Origin of the sequence: Flavobacterium notoginsengisoli (genome assembly GCF_042686225.1) — a bacterium.
GTDB lineage: Bacteria > Bacteroidota > Bacteroidia > Flavobacteriales > Flavobacteriaceae > Flavobacterium > Flavobacterium notoginsengisoli.
Genome location: NZ_JBHUOT010000007.1, coordinates 52361 through 72211 on the forward strand (window position 1 = coordinate 52361; position 19851 = coordinate 72211).

Below are 19851 nucleotides of genomic sequence, written 5' to 3' on the forward strand. Positions count from 1 at the left end.
TAAAAATGAAAAAATACATTCTAATAACCCTTCTGATAACATCAGTATCTTTTGCACAAAAAACAGCATTATATTGTATTGGTGATTCGACAATGGCAAATAAAAAAGATCCGGAGCGTAATCCGGAACACGGATGGGCACAGGTATTACAATCTTTTTTTAAAGATGATATAGTAGTGATAAACAAGGCAGTAAACGGAAGAAGTACCAAAAGCTTTATCAACGAGAAACGCTGGGACTCTGTTTACAATAAATTGAAAAAAGGAGATTATGTGTTTATCGAATTTGGACATAATGATGAGAAAATAGAAGATTCTTCACGTTATACTAATCCACATACCGCCTACAGATACAATTTGATTCGTTTTGTAAAAGAAAGCAGGGCAAAAGGAGCAATACCGGTATTATTGACTTCCATTTCCCGACGTAATTTCAATGACAAAGGAGTATTAGTTCCCACACATGGAGATTATCCTTTAGAGACGCGTCTGGTGGCACAAGAATACAAAGTGCCTTTTATTGATCTGGAATATTATACAGAATTACTGGAACAGTCCTACGGACCGGAAAAATCAAAAGCATTGCATTTACATTTCAAAGCAGGAGAGAATCCTTATTACGATAAAGATAAAGCAGATGATACCCATCTTTCTGTATTGGGAGCTACAAAAATTGCACAAATTGTAGTAGATCAGATTAAAGCACTTAATAATCCGTTAGTATCGAGTCTTAAAAAAGGAATTAAATAAAAAGTAAATTTTATAGTAATACTTCAAAAAAGGAGAGAATTTATATTCTCTCCTTTTTTTATGCTATTTATACAATGAGTAACATTTTTTGAGCTGGAAAAGAACTAAACTATTAATTTCCAGAATGTCTCATGTCTTTTTCTAACAGAATTTTATTTAACTTTTTTCAAAATGTCTTAATCGATTTTAAGACTTACAGGTATATTTTTAATACCCTGTCTTTCAAATTTTAGTCGTTTTTTATAAGATATGTCTTAATCTATAAGTTTAAAAACTTTTACTGGCAAAAATTAAAGGTATTTGAGGAGAAATTTGCACTCTGAAAATAAGTTTTTGATTATGAGTCTGTTGTAGGGAATCTTGTAAGGTTTTTATCTACACTGTAAAAATCTTACTGATAATCATTCTCTTATAGCAAACAAAAAATAAAACGTATAATAATTGAAAGGTCATGAAAAATAGATTACTCCCATTATTTGTCGCTTTAGGGTCTTACTCTGCTTATTCACAGGTAGGTGTAGGAACAGTAGAGCCAAATTCTTCTGCGCAATTGGATATTTTTGCAAGTGATAAGGGGCTTTTGATTCCCCGAGTTGCATTAGAAAGCACAACAGATGCTACAACTATTAAACCACGAAATGTTGAAAGTTTGTTAGTTTTTAATACTGTAATTGCAACAGATATTACACCTGGTTACTACTACTGGTATAAAGGAAGATGGAACAGAATAGCTGTTTCCGGAGAAGGAGGAGGCAATTCAGGAATCGCAGGAGGTGATGGAGCACCAGGAGCAAGATAATAAAGGGATCTTTTTGAAAATGTTTAAAAGAAGATTAAAAGCTGATTTTGATTTTCATGAAAAATCTTTTTTTGATAATAGTGAAGATAAAATCAAGCAATATGACCGTATTGTATATGTAGTTTATGAAAGACAGGAATTGCTTGGTTTCTTGCAAGAAAATCGAAGTGCAAATGTTTTAGTTTGTTTATTTGATAAACAGTTTTATACCAGTCTGTCATTTTTAGAGATAATAAATAGCTTGATTTTGTTTGATGAATCTAAAACAAGACAGGAAATTTTTACAGAATTAAAATCATTTTTTAAAAAGAAACTGGATTTTAAAAATGAGAAAATTTCGTTTAAAAAATCAGATAGTAACCTTACAAAATTTCCTGAATATTATAAGGCTATGTACTATCTAATGTAATTATTTTATTTTTTTGTTTAACTACTTTAATGATAGTAGAACCAAAATTGGCAGGTTAAGAACAATTTCCTTTCCTGCATTTTGTTATACGTTTCTTCAGAAAAAGTTAGAAATTGAAGTAAAAAATCAGCCAAAACCAAAATAGATAAAAGCATTCTCAACGACCCCTCCTCCAAAAATGTGATCCTGAATAAGGTATTATTTGCAATGAACTCTCCCTTTTTAGCCTGATTTGTCCCCTTCTTTACAAAGAAAAACAATCGCATTCTACTATATTTCATACATTTTTTTGTATTCAGATATGTTATCTACAAAGCATCGAAGGCACTGTAGATATTTTTTTTAAAAAATAAGTGTTTGATTGTTAGTTATTTGTGTTTGCAAAGGGTTTGACAAAATAATGAGTCAATTTATTGTAAAGAAAATGAATGAAAAACTGCATTAAATTTAACAGCAATTTTGTTGTAACTATCACACAAACTTTTATTTTTGTGGCTTAATTTAACAATATATAAGCATGAAAGATTTATTAGTAAAAATCAACGCCGAAATTGACACATTTAAAGCAGAAGCTGAATCTTTAACTGAAAAAGGAATTAAAGCTGCAGGTCCAAGAGCACGTAAAGCTACTTTAGAAATTGAAAAACTTTTAAAAGAGTTCAGAAAAGTTTCTATCGAAGAATCAAAAAAATAATACAACTAAAACCTCGTCAATTGGCGAGGTTTTTTTATGCTTAAAAAAAAAGTTAAGTTTAAGACAAAGAGAAGAAACATTTGTTGCTTTGCTCCTCTGTAACTTTGCATCTTTAAATAGAATTTCTATCAATAAAATTAAATGGAACTTTTACCTGTCCTTTTTCTTTGTTTAATATCATTCGGGCTGCTGTTTCTCCCATAATATTAAAATCTGTAGACATTACAGTAATACCTAATAATTCTTTTAAAGGTGTATCATTATAAGAGATCACGCCGATTTCTTTTCCTAGAACAAACTCTTCATCCCGAATCTGTTTCATTAAATTTACTAAGTCAGATTCTTCAATTGTGATAAACAAATCTCCCTTTTTCAGAATCATATCATCATAAACTTCACTTAGAATTTCAAAATTGATTTCGTGTTCTACACAGAATTTTCTAAAACCGTGCAAAATTCTTCTCGGATAAGGATAAACTGCTTTGTCTGGATAAACTAAAATTAAGCGTTTGTATTTCGTTATTTTAGAAAGGCCTTCTTTTAAAGCATTATAAATGTCATTTTCAAAATCCTGATAAATTTTAATGACATCGTTTCCGGTTCCTAATTTGATATTATCTAAAACAACTAATTTTTCTTGTGGAATTTTTTTAATAGCATCTACAACTTCATCTGTAAAACTTAAGTGTTTTAATTCGTCTGTTTTAAAATGGGTTGTGATTACATAATAATCGTAGGCGCCTTCGAATTTATCCAATATGTTTAAGAACAAAGTTTCATCACAGTGGTAAATCTGAAGATCGACATGTGCGTTGGCTCCTAAAGTATTGATAAAAGTGCTATAGGTTTTCATTTTATAAGAGCTCAGCTTATTTGTCAAAAACAAAATATTTACTTTGGACTCCAGCTTAGTTCTTGTGATATAATACCCTTTTCCTCTAATAGAAGAAATGATTTTTCGTTCCTTTAAAATATTATATGCTTTTTCCACAGTATCACGAGACATATAGAATTCTTCGCTGAAACTATTGATGGAAGGAATTTTTTGATTGATCTTTAAATTTCCATTGGCGATGTTTTGAAGAATAGAGTCTACAATTTGTTTGTACTTTGGAACTCGTGAATCTTCATCTATTTTAATAAGTTTAATCATGGTATCTGGGAAACTTGTCGCGTATTTCGACGAAACGATTTTTAATTATAACTTTTACTAGAAACTCTTTTTAGGCCTAATGTTTTCTATGAGCACACAAAAAAGAGAATTTCTACAAGGCTTGTAATACTTTTTTTATAATTTATTAAATTTCCTTAAAATGTGGATTCAATAATTACGAAATCGATTGCTAAAATAGCCATTTTAAATTTATTTCTCCAATAATTACAGACTGTTATTTCTAATAACCTTCAATTTTTAACAAAAAATACAAAAAACATAAAGGATAGTACAGGACAGTTTTGTTTTTTACATTCTATTATTTTACAAAACCAAATTACTAACAAACCAAACCTTAAACCAAAAAAAATATATGGAATCATTATTAGGAATTATTTTTCATTCTATCGGAGGATTTTCTTCAGGTAGTTTTTATATGCCTTTTAAGAAAGTAAAAGACTGGGCTTGGGAAAGCTATTGGCTTGTAGGAGGATTTTTCTCCTGGCTGATCGTTCCGCCAATTGCAGCTTACTTAACGATTCCAAATTTTGCCGAAATTATTGCAGCAGCTTCTCCATCAATAAAAGCCTTTACTTTTTCAATGGGATTAATCTGGGGAATTGGCGGTCTAACTTACGGTTTAGGAGTTCGTTACTTAGGAATGTCTTTAGGGAATTCAATTACTCTGGGATTTTGTTCTGCATTTGGCGCTTTAGTTCCTTCTATTTACTATGATTTTGTTCCAACTGAAGGGAAAATTTCATTTTCTCACATGCTTTCTAATTCTGGCGGACAGCTGGTTTTATTTGGAGTTGTCGTATATCTTGTTGGGATTGCTATTTCTGGAAAAGCAGGAATGTTGAAAGAAAAGGATTTTGCAACAGGTCATGAAGATAAGGATAAAGATTTCAACTTAGTAAAAGGTTTGATTGTAGCTGTGATTTCAGGAATTTTGAGTTCATTCTTTAATTACGGAATTGAAGCTGGAAAATCAATGGCAGAGCAAGCTGTAATAACAGGTTCTAATCCGTTGTTTCAGAATAATGTAACTTATGTTGTTTTGTTATGGGGAGGTTTAACCACTAACTTTATTTGGTGTCTTTATTTGAATTTTAAAAATAAAACAATTAAAAATTATACAGACAAATCTACTCCAATAACTAAAAACGTTATGTATTCTGCTCTTGCTGGAACAATGTGGTTTTTACAGTTTTTCTTTTATGGAATGGGAGAGAGCAAACTTGGAAATGGTGCCAGTTCATGGATTCTGCACATGGCAACCATTATTTTAACAGCAAACTTTTGGGGTTTTTATTTGAAAGAATGGAAAGGAGTTTCTAAAAAAACAATAAGAACTTTTTTCTGGGGGATCGGGCTTATTATGCTGGCGATCGTTTTGGTAGGAATTGGTAACTCATTATAAATAATACAAGAAAATAATATAAGTATATGTCGAATACAAAAACAATTAATACAAATTTTAAGCATGTAAGCTACCTTTGGGATGATGCTAAAGCCGCAGAACTAGCGGGAGATGAAGTAGCGCTTTTTATTTATCGTTCTAATATATTAGGAGCTGATTTAAGACTAACTAATTATGGAGGAGGGAATACTTCTGTAAAAATTACAGATAAGGATCCTTTAACAGGAGAATCTTCTGAAGTAATGTGGATTAAAGGTTCTGGAGGTGATATTGGAACTTTGACAAAATCTGGTTGTGCGGCTTTGTATTTAGACAGACTTCGTAATCTTGAAAATGTTTACAGAGGAATTGAATTTGAAGATGAGATGGTAGAGTTATTCAACCACTGTATTTTTGATTTGGCTTCTAAAGCACCTTCTATTGATACACCTTTGCACGGTTTTCTTCCGTTCAAACATATTGATCACTTACATCCAGATGCGGCAATTGCAATCGCGGCTGCAAAAGATGGAAAGAAAATTACAGAAGAATTATTTAACGGAGAAATTGGCTGGGTTGGCTGGCAGCGTCCAGGTTTTGACCTTGGTCTTCAGTTAAGAGCTTGTTTAGAAGAAGCAGCTAAAAACGGAAAACAATTACGTGGTATTATGTTAGGTTCTCACGGTTTATTTACCTGGGGAGATACGGCATACGAAAGTTACATCAATACGTTGGAAGTAATCGAGAAATGTGCTGAATACTTAGAAAGCAACTATGGTAAAAATCGTCCGGTTTTTGGAGGTCAGAAATTAGAAAGTCTTTCAGAAGCAGATCGTAAATTAAAAGCAGCGAAAGTAGCTCCAATCTTAAGAGGTTTCTGTTCATCAGAGCGTCAAATGATTGGTCATTATACAGATGATGCAAGAGTTTTAGAATTCATCAACTCTAATGATTTGTCGAAATTGGCTCCATTAGGAACTTCTTGTCCAGATCACTTTTTGAGAACTAAAATTAGTCCTTTGGTTCTAGAATTAGATCCAAACGAAGATTTGTCTGATGTTGATGCAATCAAAGCAAAATTGACTCCAGCTTTTGAAGCATACCGTGCGATGTATAAAGAGTACTACAATGCTTGTAAAAAATCAAATTCACCAGCAATGCGTGACCCAAATCCAGTTGTAATTTTATATCCTGGAGTTGGAATGTTTACTTTTGCTAAAGATAAAACAATGGCGCGTTTAGCATCTGAATATTATATCAATGCTGTAAATGTAATGAAAGGTGCTGAAGCAGTTTCTGAATATACTTCATTGCCACACCAAGAAGCTTTTGATATTGAATATTGGTTGTTGGAAGAAGCTAAATTACAGCGTATGCCAAAGCCAAAAGCATTATCTGGAAGAGTAGCTTTGATTACAGGATCAGCGGGAGGAATAGGTAAAGCTATTGCTAAAAAATTCGCTCAGGAAGGTGCTTGTGTTGTTATTAATGATATTAATGAAGAGCGTTTAGAAGGTGCAACTGCTGAGTTCATCAAATCTTTCGGAAAAGATGCAGTTTCTAGCACTTTATTGAATGTTACTGACGAAGTAAGTACAGAAAAAGCATTAGATGAAGCTTCTTTAGCTTTTGGTGGTGTTGACATTGTAGTGAACAATGCTGGAATTAGTATTTCAAAATCTATTGCAGAACATACCTTAGAAGAGTGGGATAGATTATACGATATCTTGGTAAAAGGACAATTTATTGTTTCTAAAGCAGGAATCGAAGTAATGCGTAAACAAGGTTTTGGAGGCGATATCGTAAATATCGTTTCTAAAAATGCTGTTGTGGCAGGTCCAAATAACCCAGGTTATGGTTCGGCTAAGGCGGCGCAGGCGCACTTAACACGTTTAATGGCTGCAGAACTTGGAGCAGATAAAATTCGTGTAAATACAGTAAATCCTGATGCTGTAATTTCAGACTCAAACATTTGGTCTGGAGGATGGGCAGAAGGTCGTGCAAAAGCATACGGAATCACAGTGGAAGAACTTCCGGCTTACTATGCAAAACGTACGTTATTAAATGAAATCATATTGCCTGATGATATTGCCAATGCTTGTTTTGCTTTTGTTGGAGGTTTACTTGGTAAATCTACAGGAAATGCCTTAAACGTAGACGGCGGCGTTGCAATGGGCTTTTATAGATAAAGATTGTTTAGGTTTTTTATATAAGTTTGTTTAAGCAAAAGTGGTTTTTTGTGGTCTAACGTTCGAATCTTTCGGACGTTAGATTTTTTTAGCATATAACATTGCGCTTTAACAACGAAAACTTAACAAAAAATTGAAGTAAAACGGGAGTTTACAGCTTATAAAGTTATATCTTGTAAATTCCATTAAAATAGCAATAACTATGTTAATCTCATCAAACCATATTGATTCTCATAATGAGGATTTATTAAAAAAACATCAAAATAAATTAGTTTTTACAGCTTCAGAAATAAATGAAACAGAAGCTATTATTCAAAAATTAATCGATTTTCAAATTGCAATTCCATCTTGGGCTTTAGGAACGGGAGGAACAAGATTTGGACGTTTTGCAGGAGGAGGAGAGCCTCGTTCTTTAGAAGAAAAAATTGAAGATGTTGGATTGCTTCATAAGTTGAACAATGCATCAGGTGCAATTTCACTTCACATTCCTTGGGATATTCCAACGAATTATGGTGCAATTAAAACATTAGCTGGTCAGCATGGTTTGAAGTTTGATGCAATGAATTCAAATACATTTCAAGATCAGGCTAGTTCTGAACATACTTACAAATACGGTTCTTTACAAAACGTAAACAAAGCAGTTCGTAAACAGGCGATTGCTCACAATATTGAAGTAATTAAGCATGGAATAGAATTAGGATCTGAGTCTTTAACAATTTGGTTAGCTGATGGTTCTAATTTTCCAGGACAATTAAATTTTAGAAAAGCTTATCAAAATACATTAGAAAGTTTAGAAGAAATCTATGATGCATTGCCTTCAAATTGGAAATTATTTTTAGAATATAAATGTGCTGAACCTAACTTTTATTCTACTACAGTAGCAGATTGGGGACAGTCTTATTCATACGTTCAAAAATTAGGAGACAAAGCGAAAACACTTGTTGATTTAGGTCATCATTTGCCAAATGCAAACATCGAACAAATTGTTTCTATTTTATTGATGGATAATAAATTAGGTGGATTCCACTTTAACGATTCAAAATATGGAGATGATGATTTAACTGCAGGAGCTTTAAAACCATACCAGTTATTCTTAATTTTTAATGAATTAGTAGAAGGTATGGATGCAAGAGGAATGAATCACGCCAAAGATTTAGGCTGGATGATTGATGCTTCTCATAACATTAAAGACCCTTTAGAAGATTTATTGCAATCTGTTGAAGCGATTATGATTGCTTATGCACAAGCACTTTCTGTTGACAGAAAAGCATTGGAAAAAGCGCAAGAAGAAAATGATGTGGTAAAAGCACAAGAAATCCTTCAAAATGCTTTCCGTACAGATGTTCGCGCATTAGTGTCAGAAGCTCGTCTTCGTTCTGGAGCAGCATTAGATCCAGTGGCATTATATCGTTCACTTCAAGTAAGACAAAATCTTATCGAAGAAAGAGGTTTAAAAACAATGGCAACAGGATTATAATCTGAATTTTTAAGTTATTGGTTATTAGTTATGAGTTAAGTAGATTAACTATTGTTGCTTGTATTGTTTATTTGTTGTAAAAAACAAATGATTAAGCATAATAATATTAAACTTTTCAACATGACTAATAACCTATAACTCATAACTCATAACTAAATAAAATGAATGTAGTTGCGATTTTTGATATTGGTAAAACAAACAAAAAGGTTTTTTTATTTAATGAAAATTATAAAATTGTCTGGGAAAAATCAGTTAATCTGGAGGAAACAAAAGATGAAGACGGATTTCCCTGTGAAGATATAGAGGTTCTTCAAAAATGGATTTTAGATCGATTAGAAGAAATAAAAAAGCTGACTGATTATGTTTTAAAAGCCATCAATTTCAGCACTTACGGAGCCAGCTTCGTTTATATAGACGAAAAAGGAAAAGTTTTAACTCCTCTGTATAATTATTTAAAAGATTATCCGGAGGAATTAAAATCTGATTTTTATAAAAAATATAAGGGAGAAGAAAAGTTTGCTGTAAAAACAGCTTCTCCAGTTTTAGGCAGTCTGAATTCCGGAATGCAGATTTACAGGTTGAAAGAAGAAAAGCCTGAATTATTTCAGAAAGTAAAATACTGTCTGCATTTGCCACAGTTTTTGAGTTTTCTTTTAACCAATGAAGCTTATGCAGATATTACAAGCATCGGCTGTCATACCAATTTGTGGAATTTCAAAAAAATGAAATATCATAAATGGTTAAAAAATGAAGAAATTGAGGCTAAATTACCTCCAATTTATTATGGTAAAGATGTTATAAGAACAAAAGAAGGATTATCTATTGGAACAGGACTTCACGATAGTTCTTCAGCAATAATTCCGTACACCATAAACTTTACAGAACCTTTCGTTTTATTATCAACGGGAACTTGGAGTATTTCTCTAAATCCTTTTAATACTAAACCATTGACTTTTGAAGAGTTGCAGCATGATTGTTTGTGTTATATGCAATACACAAATAAGCCCGTTAAAGCGGCGCGTTTATTTGCTGGAAACGAACATGAAGTGCAAACCAAAAGATTGGCGGAACATTTTAATCTACCTGTGGATACTTATAAGGAGGTTTATTTTGACAAAAAAATAACAGCCAATTTACGTTCACTGAACTATCAGATTTTCTATCCAAAGAAATATGATTATGATATTTTAAAAGAGTGTCCTTTTCAAAAGAGAGATTTATCACAGTTTAAAGATTATGAAACTGCGTATCATCAATTGATGCTGGATTTAGTGGAACAGCAATATTTTTCTACCAATTTGGTAATCCAGAACAGTCCTGTAAAAAAGATTTTTGTAGATGGCGGATTCAGCAAGAATTCAATTTATATGAATTTATTGGCAGAGGCTTTTCCAGATGTGGAAGTTTATGCAGCTTCAATGGCACAGGCGAGTGCTTTGGGCGCGGCATTGGCAATTCATGAAAACTGGAATCCAAAACCGATTCAGAACGATTTAATTGACTTGAAATTCTATAAACATTAGGTAAAAACGGTCTGTATGTTGTAAATTTGCTGAAAAACGTATTTTTTACATTTTTACTTTATACGCCTAATGAACAACACACTAAATACTACAATATGAAAATTGGACTTTTTATACCTTGTTATGTCGACCAATTTTACCCAAAAGTAGGAATTGCAACCTACGAATTACTTCAAAAATTAGGCTGTGACGTGCATTTTCCAATGGGACAAACTTGTTGCGGACAGCCAATGGCAAATAGTGGTTATGCACATTTAACAAAAGGATGCGACGCTAATTTTATTGCCAATTTTTCTGGATTTGATTATATTGTTTGTCCTTCTGGAAGCTGTGTTTTGCATGTGAAAGATCACTTACACGATGAAAAACAAGAAGAGAAAGCGACAGCAATACGAAATACAGTTTACGAACTTACAGAATTCATTACAGACGTTTTAAAAATTGATCATATCGACGGAAGATTTCCTTTTAAAGTCGGAATGCACGTAAGTTGTCACGGTCAGCGTGGGTTGAAGCTTTCGCAGATGTCTGAATTAAATGCGCCTTTTTTCTCTAAACCAGAACAACTATTACATAGTATAAAAGATCTTGATTTAGTTGCGTTAACCAGAAAAGACGAATGCTGTGGTTTTGGAGGAACTTTCTGTGTGACTGAAGAAGCGGTTTCTGTAAAAATGGGGCAAGATCGTATTAAAGATCATGAAAGTCATGATGTGGATTATATTACAGGTGGAGACATGTCTTGCTTAATGCACTTGGATGGAATTCTAAAAAGACAGAAAAGCAGGATCAAAACCATCCATATTGCCGAAATATTAAATTCACTCGAAAACTAAGAATAGATGTTGAGTATAAAATTTAACCGCAAAGTTCGCAAAGTTTTACGCAAGGTTCGCAAAGTTAATTTTAATCTTTGCGAACTTTGCGCTTTTTTCTTTACGAACTTTGCGGTTAAATAAAGCATACCAATGATAAACATTTCAAAATTGACTTTTAAATAGTAGAAAATGTCATCAGAAAAAATAATAAAGCACAGCGAAGCAGCGGCAAAGTTCAATAAAGATGTAGAACGTGTGAATTGGCATGATGAAACACTTTGGTTTGTTCGCGCTAAAAGAGACAGATCAGCTCATCAAATAGCAGATTGGGAATTGCTTCGCGAAACGGCTTCCCAAATAAAATTTAATGTACTTTCTAATATACACGATTATTTAGTTGAATTTGAAGCAAATGCGCAACGAAACGGAATAATTGTACATTGGGCGGCTGATGCCAAAGAACACAACGAAATTGTACATTCGATCATGGCGAAACATGATGTAAAGCAGATGGTAAAATCCAAATCGATGCTTACAGAAGAATGTCATTTAAACGATTATTTAGCTGAAAAAGGAATTGAAGTAATCGATTCAGATTTAGGAGAATATATTGTACAGCTTCGTAAAGAACCGCCTAGCCATATTGTACTTCCTGCGATTCACCTTAAAAAAGAAGACGTAAGTGAAACTTTTCATGAACATTTGGGAACGGAAAAAGGAAATTTTAATCCGCAGTATTTAACAGAATCGGCTCGTCATAGTTTGAGAAATACTTTCTTGACTAGAAAAGTGGCTTTAACAGGAGTTAATTTTGCTGTTGCAGAAACAGGAGAGTTCGTGGTTTGCACCAATGAAGGAAATGCTGATATGGGTGCGCATTTAGCTGACGTTCACATCGCCTGCATGGGATTCGAGAAATTGATTCCGAAAAGAGAACATTTAGGTGTTTTCCTTAGATTGTTAGCGCGAAGCGCCACAGGACAGCCTATTACTACTTTTTCAAGCCATTTCAAAAAGCCAAGAGACGGAAAAGAAATGCATATCGTAATTGTAGATAACGGAAGAAGCACGCAATTAGGAAGAGAAGATTTTAGAAATTCATTGAAATGCATTCGCTGCGGTGCCTGTATGAATACCTGCCCAGTTTACAGAAGAAGCGGTGGACACAGTTATCATAATGCAGTTGCGGGGCCAATTGGTTCTATTTTAGCACCAAACTTAGATATGAGTAAAAATGCTGATCTGCCTTTTGCCAGCACGCTTTGCGGTTCATGTACGAATGTTTGTCCTGTAAAAATTGATATTCACGACCAATTGTACAAATGGCGTCAGGTTTTGGTAAAAGAAGGCCATACGCCAAAGGTAAAAACGGTGGCGATGAAAACGATGGCAACAGTTCTGGCAAATCCAACGGTTTTTAATATTGCCGGGAAATCAGGGCGATTTGTAATGAAGAACATTCCGGGAATGGTTAACAATAAGATGAATAAATGGTATGATCAGCGCGAAATGCCAGATGTTCCAGAAGAATCTTTTAGAGAATGGTACAAGAAAAATTCGAGAGAATCTAAAGAAAAAGGAAATGAGTAGTAAAGGCGAAATTTTAAAAAGAATAAAAGCGAATCAGCCTAATGAACTTGCAGAATTGCCAGATTTAAAACTTTTAGGTTCTGAACAATTTGATGTATTAGAAACGTACAAAACGGTTTTGAAAGGGATCGGAGGAGATCCTGTTGAAGTTGCTGATTATAATGAAATTATTAATTACATCAAGTCCAATTATAATCTGGAGAAACGATTAATTACAACACTTCCAGAACTTTCTGAAATTGCGTCTTTAGACTGGAAAACAGTTGATCCTCATTCGCTTCAGGATGTTGAATTAACGGTTATCAAAGCGCATTTTGGTGTTGCAGAAAACAGTGGACTTTGGGTTACAGATGATATATTAGGTCAGCGTGTTGCGCCTTTTATTGCACAATATTTAGCTATTGTAGTTCATAAAAAAGACATTCTGGCAACCATGCAACAGGCTTATGACAGAATTGGCAATATGGAATATGGATTTGGGACTTTCATTGCAGGCCCATCAAAAACAGCAGATATTGAACAATCTCTAGTTCTAGGCGCACATGGTGCAAGAGGATTGATTGTTTTTTTATTAGATTAATAAAAAAAATAATAGAATAGAGCCTGCCTTATTTTTGAGGCAGGCTCTTTTTTCATGTTCCGTAGGAACATTTCGTTGGTAGTAAAATTATAGTTATTTTGCGTTCCGTAGGAACGTTTGGTTACAGATCATTTTATCATTTATAATAAACATAACGATTGGGATGGAATATAAGATTCAATACAAAATTTCCATGGTTGAATACCTGGGCGATATGTTAATTGAAAAAAAAGACAAGAATTAATTTGTTAAAAACAACGTGTAAGAATAAAATCCTGCAACTACAGTACAGAAATATGCTTTTGGTCTAAAATTTAAGGAATCTAAGCAAAATTATCTTATAATTGTACTTATTACCCGACCCTAACTAAGTACATTTTGAAACTATTTGTTCTCTATTTTCTACTCCTTTTAGGATTTTCTTCTGAGGTTTTTTCACAAGATTATCCAGTCAAATTCCTTGATATCTCTGACGGTTTGTCTAATAATTCAATTATCTCTATTTACCAGGATAATGAGGGATTTATGTGGTTTGGAACTTATGATGGTCTAAACCGATATGATGGCTACAATTTTAAAGTTTTTAGAAATCGGATCAACGATAAAAAATCACTTTTATTCAATACAATCTACAATATTGAAGGTGATTCTAAAAACAATATTTGGATTGGCGGAACCAACGGAATTTGTATTTACGACAAGAAGAAAGCCGTCTTTCATACCGTTAGATATATAGCTCAAGATAAAAAAACAAAAGTTTTACAGGATATTATTCATCAGATGCGATCCGTGTCAGATCAATTGGTGTTGGTTGCTTCCCAAAAATTAGGATTATTGGCTTTTGAAAATGGTTCTTTTATTGGAAAACATATTTCGCTAAATGCTTTAGGAAACAGAATCAGCATTAATACTTATGACGCGATTGCTATTCAGGAAAACAAAGAAAAATCAGGATGCTGGGTGTATGTTCGAAATGTGGGGGTGTGTAATTATGATTATAAGATAAAAGATTTAAAAATAATATTTCCGCTTTCCATTGGAGTAAAAGCAATGAAATTGTCCGATGACGGAAATCTTTTATTAGGAACCGATGAAGGATTGTTTTTATTGAATACTAAGACAGGTTTAGTTTCTGAAAATTATTTTACCAATAAATGCAGTGTTACAGATATTTTAATAGATAAAAAAGGGAAAACCTGGCTGACAACAGACGGATGTGGTATTTTTTGTATCAATCAAAATAATAAACCTTTTCCTTATAACGAACAATTAGCAAAAAGTAATTCGGTTTGGAGTTTATACGAAGACAAATCGGGTAACAAATGGTTTGGTTCACTTCGTGGGGGAATCAGTATGCTGAGTGATACGCCTAAGTATTTTAAAAGTATCCGATACAATGCAAAAGAACCTGCAGATAACTTTATTTTATCTTTTTGTGAAGACGAAAAAAAGAATGTTTGGGTTGGTACAGATGGTGCAGGTTTGAAATATTGGGATAGAAAAAACAATACTTATACGACTTACAGGAATCTGCTTCCAAGCACTTTTATTACAGGAATCGTTCGTGATGATAACAACGACATTTGGATTTCAACATGGGCTGGGGGAGTAAACAAAATAAATAAAAGCGACAACAGTTTAAGGCATTACGCTTGTTACAACAGTTATACAAAACAATTAGAAAAAAATATCTGGTTTGTATTCAAGGATTCGAAATCAAACATTTGGGCAAGTGCAACAAATGAAGGTTCCTTGTATCTTTTAGACAGAAACGAGGATAGTTTTAAACTTTTTGATAAAAATATTGACAATCTGCAATGCATGACGGAAACTTCAGATGGAAAATTGTGGGCAGGAAATTATAGTACACTTTTATCTATAGAACAAGAAACGCGAAAAGTTACTAAAAAAGCCATTGGAAATCCTATTCGATGTATTTATGAAGATAAAGATAAAAATCTCTGGATTGGAACACAAGAAGGAGGTTTGTTATTATTCGATCGAAAAACAAATACTTTTAAAAGATTAACGATTGATGATGGCCTGCCGTCGAATACTGTTTTAAGACTGCTGGAAGACAAATACGGCAACTTATGGATGAGTACTTACAACGGAATTTGCCGCTATGATAAAAAGAGCAAAACATTCCGTAATTTCTCTGTGAATGACGGACTTCAGAGTAATCAATTTAGTTTTAATGCAGGAATCAAACTTTCTTCAGGAGAATTTCTTTTTGGAGGAATTAATGGGTTTAATATTTTTTATCCAGAAGCGATAAAAGGTTTTAACCAAAAGAATACTGTTTTGCTAACTGATTTTTATGTCAACAATCAGCTGATTGAAGAAAGTAAAGCAGAAGTTGATACTGATTCCGATAAAATAAAAGAGGTTAGTTTAGAATACGATCAAACGACATTGTCATTAGAATTTGTTGCGTTGGATTATAACAACTCAGACAAAATAAATTACGCCTATTTTCTAGAAGGCTGGGACGAACAATGGAATTATGTTGGACAAACCCGAAAAGCAAATTATTCTAGACTTCCTGAAGGGAAATATACTTTTAAAGTAAAAACAACCAATTTTCAGGGTGGATGGAACAAAGAAGTCAGTTTGGTTTCTATAACCGTTTTACCGCCTTGGTATAGAACGTGGTGGGCTTATGCCTTGTATTTAGCAGTAATTGGAGGAATTTTATTTTTATATCTGGATTATAATAAGAATAAAGAAAAACTAAAGTACAAGGTAAAAATCGCCGAACTGGAAAGTAAAAAAGAAAAAGAGATAGCCGAAAAACAGGCGTCAATGTTTACTTATATTTCGCATGAATTTAGAACGCCGCTTTCGCTGATTATAAATCCATTGAAAAAAGCGGTTCAGAAAGAAAATGTTGAAAATGGTTCTGCTGGAAGTGATTTGGCTATTGCGCACCGAAATGCGAGAAGACTTTTAAGTTTGGTTGATCAGTTGCTTTTATTAAGAAAAGCTGAAAACGATGCTGATTCCTTGCGATTGTCTCCAATCAATGTAAATAATCTCTCTAATGAAGTTTATCAATGCTTCGTCAATCAGGCAAAAGAAAAGCAGATTAGTTATAATTTCATTATTCCTGAGCATGAAATTACCATTATCGGCGATTATGAAAAGATCGAAATTTCGTTATTCAATTTAATGTCAAATGCTTTTAAATATACACCAATTGGAGGAGAAATCAATTTGAAAGTAACCGAAAATGAAGATGAAGTTTTTCTTGAAATAAGCGATAGCGGAGACGGAATTGACAAAAAAGATATCGATGTTATTTTTGAAAAATTCAAACAGATCAATTCAAAAGTTTCCGTTGGAACTGGTTTTGGTATCGGGCTTTATATCGTGAAATATTTTGTGGACAAACACAAAGGTTCTGTAACCTGCAGTAGTGAAACTGGAAAGGGAAGTATTTTTAAACTAACCTTTTTAAAAGGAAACAACCATTTTGAAAATGCTGAAATAACAGACGAAAAACCACAGAGAAGCCAGTTATTTGACGAATTGATTCCAGATGAATTGGAAGAACCAGCAATAATAAACTCGGTTTCTGAAAGCGATTTTAAAAAGACTATGTTAACAGAAAAACGTACTGTCTTAATTATTGATGATAATGCTGAGATTCGCGCTTATTTAATCAAGTTGTTTTCTGATAATTACATTGTCTATAGTGCAGAAAATGGAGAAGAAGGACTAAAACTGACCAAAAAACACATGCCAGATCTTGTAATCAGTGATATTACAATGGAAGAAATGGATGGTTTGGAATTATGCCGAAAAATTAAAGAAGACAATGCTTTATCGCACATTCCTGTTATTTTATTAACGGCATCCAAAAATCCTGAAACCCATTTACAGGGAATTAATGAAGGGGCAGACGATTATATCACAAAACCATTTGACGATGATATTCTGACAGCACGTGTAGAATCTTTATTGCGAAACCGACACAATTTACGTGCTTATTTCTTAGATAGTATAACGCTCAAAGAAAACACTCAGAAAGTTCCTGTCGAATATCAGCAGATGCTAAAAAAGTGTATAGATATTGTAGAAGCCAATATTCATAAAAAAGATTTTACGATTCGAACTTTTGCGCTTGAAATGGGAATGAGCCACAGAACGCTTTATACCAAAATCAAAATTATTTCGGGACAGACTTTAAACGCTTTCATTCGTTCCTTACGAATTCGAAGAGCAGCAATGTTGATGTTGACAGAAGAAATGAATATTGCACAAGCAAGTGCGGAGGTAGGTTTTGAAGATCCAAAATACTTTAGACAACAATTCGTAAAACTTTTTGGAATGACTCCGTCAGAATACATCAAAAAGTATAAAAACTCCTTCAATTCAGATTTAAACGTTATTAAATAGTTAGGTTGGTATTAATTTTTGCTTGCAAAATCTGCTTTGTTTTTGCTGTAATGATTAATATCTTCTATCTAACGTAATCGTTTTAGCTGAAAAACTGCTATTTATTCAATAATTACATATAATTCAAAAATGAATATATAATTTTTAATACTTCGTAAAATTTCTTTAAAAATAACAGCTAATTGCAATTTTGACCTCCTTTTTTTTCCATTTTACCCCTCCTTAGAAGTGTATAATAAACATTTCTTTGCACTTATAGCAATCAAATAGTACGGAATTGCTGTTAGTTATAAATGTTAGTTTCAAGATAATTTTTTATCTGTTTAAAGAGCTGAGCACTCTTTAAATTTTCTAAAAGTAATGGTTGGTTACATTACTTTTTGAACCCGCAGCTTATTTGTAAGCTGCGGGTTAATTTAAAAAGCCACTAACATACATTAAGTAGTAAAAAGAGAAAAAAAATAGCAAACAATTAACCAAATTCAATTCAATATGCAAGTAGCCACATAATAGATTTTTGATTCCTTTCCGCGCCTCAGGAAAAATAAAACTCGAATAACCTGCGAGTAAAAACAAACTTTCGTTTTCGAAAGAAACCTAACTAACTAAACCTTAAATTTTAAGAAATGAAAAAAAATGTATTTTTATTTTTTCTTGCTCTTTTTGGCATTCTAGTAATCGGATGTCAAAATAATGAATCAGGATTTCCTAGTTCTGATAATCCTACAGTAGTAGTTTCCACAAAAGAAATTTATGGAGCACCTAGTAGAAAATTTGAAATCAAAGCAGCTCTTGCAGACGATTTAGGATTAAAAAGTGTAGAGATTCAAATTCCGGAATTATCATTAGATAAAGTAATCAGTTTTAAAACAGATCCGCTTTTAGAATCGTACGATCTTAGTTACTTTTTTGAAGTTCCTGCAAATAGAGGAACTTCAGAAGCTTTCAAAATCAAATTAATTATTACCGATGTTTCAGGAAATGTTGTCAACGAAGAAATCAATTTACGACTGGACGGGGAATTTGCCGCACCAAGTATTTCTATGATTACTCCAAAAGAAGGAGCAGTAATTTTATTGTCAACAAGCAATAAAATGCCAGTAAATTTTGTAGTAAACGATGATTCAGGAATCGATTACATTCAAATTAAATGTGAAGACTTAGCAATTGACGAAACAATAAAATTAGAAGGTTCTCCACAATCTTATACCTTCAATAAAACCTATACATTGCCAGTTACAGCAGCAAATTATGCTTTAACTATTACTGCTAAAGATAAATTTGCGATTCCAAATACAGGATCATTAACTGTAAACATCGTAGCAACAAACGAATATCCTGCAATTTATTTATGCGATCAGCCAAAAGGAACTAATTTGACAACAGATGCAGTGGGGGTTCCAATGTATTTCCATGAAAAAACAGGTCAGGATTTCGAATTCAAATATTATGCTGATAAAGACAATAAAGAAGTTTATTTCTTAGGTCAGGAGTCCGATTTTGCACCGCATTGTTTTGGTTTAAATGCTTCAAATGAATTAGTCGATGATGTGGCTTCAACACCAATTATTTTGCCAACAAAAGGGTATTATAAAATTAAAGTAAATCCAAACACTTTAAAATATACTGCCGAAAAATACACGCCTTCAAGTAAAGTTTGGGCAAATATAGCAAACGGTTTATGGCACGATGACGCAGCGCAGAGAAAACCATTTGTAAGTGTTTGCGGTGGCGGAATTCAGGGCGCAACTTGGGACACCTGGGATGCCTGGACACAAAAAGGGTTGCACTTAGCAAACAATTCGGCCAATCCATATCAATTAGTTGGAGAATATACTTTAACGGGGACTATGGAAGCTACTTTCACAGGTCAATGGTGGGATCCATCTTGGAGATTAATTAAAAATGGTATCGCAACCATGTCGCCTGGCGAAAATGGAAATGCTAAATATCCTGCTGCTCCGGGTGTATACAAAGTAGTTTTAGATACGGAATTAGAAAGAGTATTTATCACAAAAAAATAGTGGGTTATGACCTTTGTTGTAACATTTAATAAATAAAACAGCT

Annotated in this window: 14 protein-coding genes; 13 read left to right on the forward strand and 1 reads right to left on the reverse strand. The window is 33.1% G+C overall.

What is annotated here, in order from left to right; translation table 11 throughout:
* The first annotated feature begins 5 nt into the window (after positions 1 to 5).
* The 4 genes from ACFS3A_RS16315 to ACFS3A_RS16330 all read left to right on the forward strand — a co-directional run bounded on the left by ACFS3A_RS16315 (position 6) and on the right by ACFS3A_RS16330 (position 2651).
* Positions 6 to 749 carry a rhamnogalacturonan acetylesterase gene (locus tag ACFS3A_RS16315; RefSeq protein ID WP_379826626.1) on the forward strand — a complete coding sequence of 248 codons (744 nt, stop codon included), beginning with the start codon at positions 6 to 8 and terminating at the stop codon, positions 747 to 749.
* Between the two features lie 451 nt (positions 750 to 1200).
* Positions 1201 to 1548, forward strand: a complete 348-nt coding sequence (locus ACFS3A_RS16320) for a hypothetical protein (RefSeq protein WP_379826627.1) — start codon at positions 1201 to 1203, stop codon at positions 1546 to 1548.
* Between the two features lie 19 nt (positions 1549 to 1567).
* Entirely contained in the window at positions 1568 to 1957 is a 390-nt protein-coding gene (locus ACFS3A_RS16325) for a hypothetical protein (protein ID WP_379826628.1), read from the forward strand.
* Positions 1958 to 2474: 517 nt separating this feature from the next.
* A complete protein-coding gene (locus ACFS3A_RS16330) occupies positions 2475 to 2651 on the forward strand; it encodes a histone H1 (RefSeq protein WP_026729959.1) in 177 nt (58 codons plus the stop codon).
* 112 nt (positions 2652 to 2763) lie between these two features.
* Here ACFS3A_RS16330 and ACFS3A_RS16335 read toward each other — a convergent pair whose 3' ends face one another.
* A complete protein-coding gene (locus tag ACFS3A_RS16335) occupies positions 2764 to 3804 on the reverse strand; it encodes a GntR family transcriptional regulator (protein ID WP_379826629.1) in 1041 nt (346 codons plus the stop codon).
* 373 nt (positions 3805 to 4177) lie between these two features.
* On the opposite strand from ACFS3A_RS16335, the gene rhaT reads away from it, so the two are divergent.
* From rhaT to ACFS3A_RS16380, 9 genes are all read left to right on the forward strand, one after another.
* Positions 4178 to 5227 carry an L-rhamnose/proton symporter RhaT gene (rhaT, locus tag ACFS3A_RS16340; RefSeq protein WP_379826630.1) on the forward strand — a complete coding sequence of 350 codons (1050 nt, stop codon included), beginning with the start codon at positions 4178 to 4180 and terminating at the stop codon, positions 5225 to 5227.
* Between the two features lie 26 nt (positions 5228 to 5253).
* Positions 5254 to 7395, forward strand: a complete 2142-nt coding sequence (locus ACFS3A_RS16345; RefSeq protein WP_379826631.1) for a bifunctional aldolase/short-chain dehydrogenase — start codon at positions 5254 to 5256, stop codon at positions 7393 to 7395.
* Between the two features lie 202 nt (positions 7396 to 7597).
* Positions 7598 to 8872, forward strand: coding sequence for a TIM barrel protein (locus tag ACFS3A_RS16350; protein ID WP_179005570.1), 1275 nt, complete (start codon positions 7598 to 7600; stop codon positions 8870 to 8872).
* Positions 8873 to 9033: 161 nt separating this feature from the next.
* Positions 9034 to 10395, forward strand: coding sequence for an FGGY-family carbohydrate kinase (locus ACFS3A_RS16355; RefSeq protein ID WP_379826632.1), 1362 nt, complete (start codon positions 9034 to 9036; stop codon positions 10393 to 10395).
* A 95-nt stretch (positions 10396 to 10490) separates the two neighbouring features.
* Positions 10491 to 11231: a (Fe-S)-binding protein gene (locus tag ACFS3A_RS16360; protein ID WP_109193952.1), complete on the forward strand. Its 741-nt coding sequence runs from the start codon at positions 10491 to 10493 to the stop codon at positions 11229 to 11231.
* Positions 11232 to 11402: 171 nt separating this feature from the next.
* Positions 11403 to 12803 (forward strand): lactate utilization protein B, encoded by a 1401-nt coding sequence (locus tag ACFS3A_RS16365; RefSeq protein ID WP_379826633.1) that lies wholly within the window; start codon positions 11403 to 11405, stop codon positions 12801 to 12803.
* Complete coding sequence (locus ACFS3A_RS16370; protein WP_379826634.1) at positions 12796 to 13383, forward strand: LutC/YkgG family protein; 588 nt, start codon at positions 12796 to 12798, stop codon at positions 13381 to 13383. Before ACFS3A_RS16365 ends, ACFS3A_RS16370 begins: the two co-directional genes overlap by 8 nt.
* 378 nt (positions 13384 to 13761) lie before the next feature.
* Positions 13762 to 17784, forward strand: coding sequence for a two-component regulator propeller domain-containing protein (locus ACFS3A_RS16375; protein ID WP_379826635.1), 4023 nt, complete (start codon positions 13762 to 13764; stop codon positions 17782 to 17784).
* 626 nt (positions 17785 to 18410) lie between these two features.
* A complete protein-coding gene (locus ACFS3A_RS16380) occupies positions 18411 to 19808 on the forward strand; it encodes a hypothetical protein (RefSeq protein WP_379826636.1) in 1398 nt (465 codons plus the stop codon).
* Positions 19809 to 19851: the final 43 nt, after the last annotated feature.

Excerpts from the sequence above, each read along its gene's own strand:
- ACFS3A_RS16315 (WP_379826626.1), top strand. The coding sequence starts at position 6 with ATGAAAAAATACATTCTAATAACCCTTCTGATAACATCAGTATCTTTT.
- ACFS3A_RS16320 (WP_379826627.1), top strand. The coding sequence starts at position 1,201 with ATGAAAAATAGATTACTCCCATTATTTGTCGCTTTAGGGTCTTACTCT.
- ACFS3A_RS16325 (WP_379826628.1), top strand. The coding sequence starts at position 1,568 with ATGTTTAAAAGAAGATTAAAAGCTGATTTTGATTTTCATGAAAAATCT.
- ACFS3A_RS16330 (WP_026729959.1), top strand. The coding sequence starts at position 2,475 with ATGAAAGATTTATTAGTAAAAATCAACGCCGAAATTGACACATTTAAA.
- ACFS3A_RS16335 (WP_379826629.1), bottom strand. The coding sequence starts at position 3,804 with ATGATTAAACTTATTAAAATAGATGAAGATTCACGAGTTCCAAAGTAC.
- rhaT (WP_379826630.1), top strand. The coding sequence starts at position 4,178 with ATGGAATCATTATTAGGAATTATTTTTCATTCTATCGGAGGATTTTCT.
- ACFS3A_RS16345 (WP_379826631.1), top strand. The coding sequence starts at position 5,254 with ATGTCGAATACAAAAACAATTAATACAAATTTTAAGCATGTAAGCTAC.
- ACFS3A_RS16350 (WP_179005570.1), top strand. The coding sequence starts at position 7,598 with ATGTTAATCTCATCAAACCATATTGATTCTCATAATGAGGATTTATTA.
- ACFS3A_RS16355 (WP_379826632.1), top strand. The coding sequence starts at position 9,034 with ATGAATGTAGTTGCGATTTTTGATATTGGTAAAACAAACAAAAAGGTT.
- ACFS3A_RS16360 (WP_109193952.1), top strand. The coding sequence starts at position 10,491 with ATGAAAATTGGACTTTTTATACCTTGTTATGTCGACCAATTTTACCCA.
- ACFS3A_RS16365 (WP_379826633.1), top strand. The coding sequence starts at position 11,403 with ATGTCATCAGAAAAAATAATAAAGCACAGCGAAGCAGCGGCAAAGTTC.
- ACFS3A_RS16370 (WP_379826634.1), top strand. The coding sequence starts at position 12,796 with ATGAGTAGTAAAGGCGAAATTTTAAAAAGAATAAAAGCGAATCAGCCT.
- ACFS3A_RS16380 (WP_379826636.1), top strand. The coding sequence starts at position 18,411 with ATGAAAAAAAATGTATTTTTATTTTTTCTTGCTCTTTTTGGCATTCTA.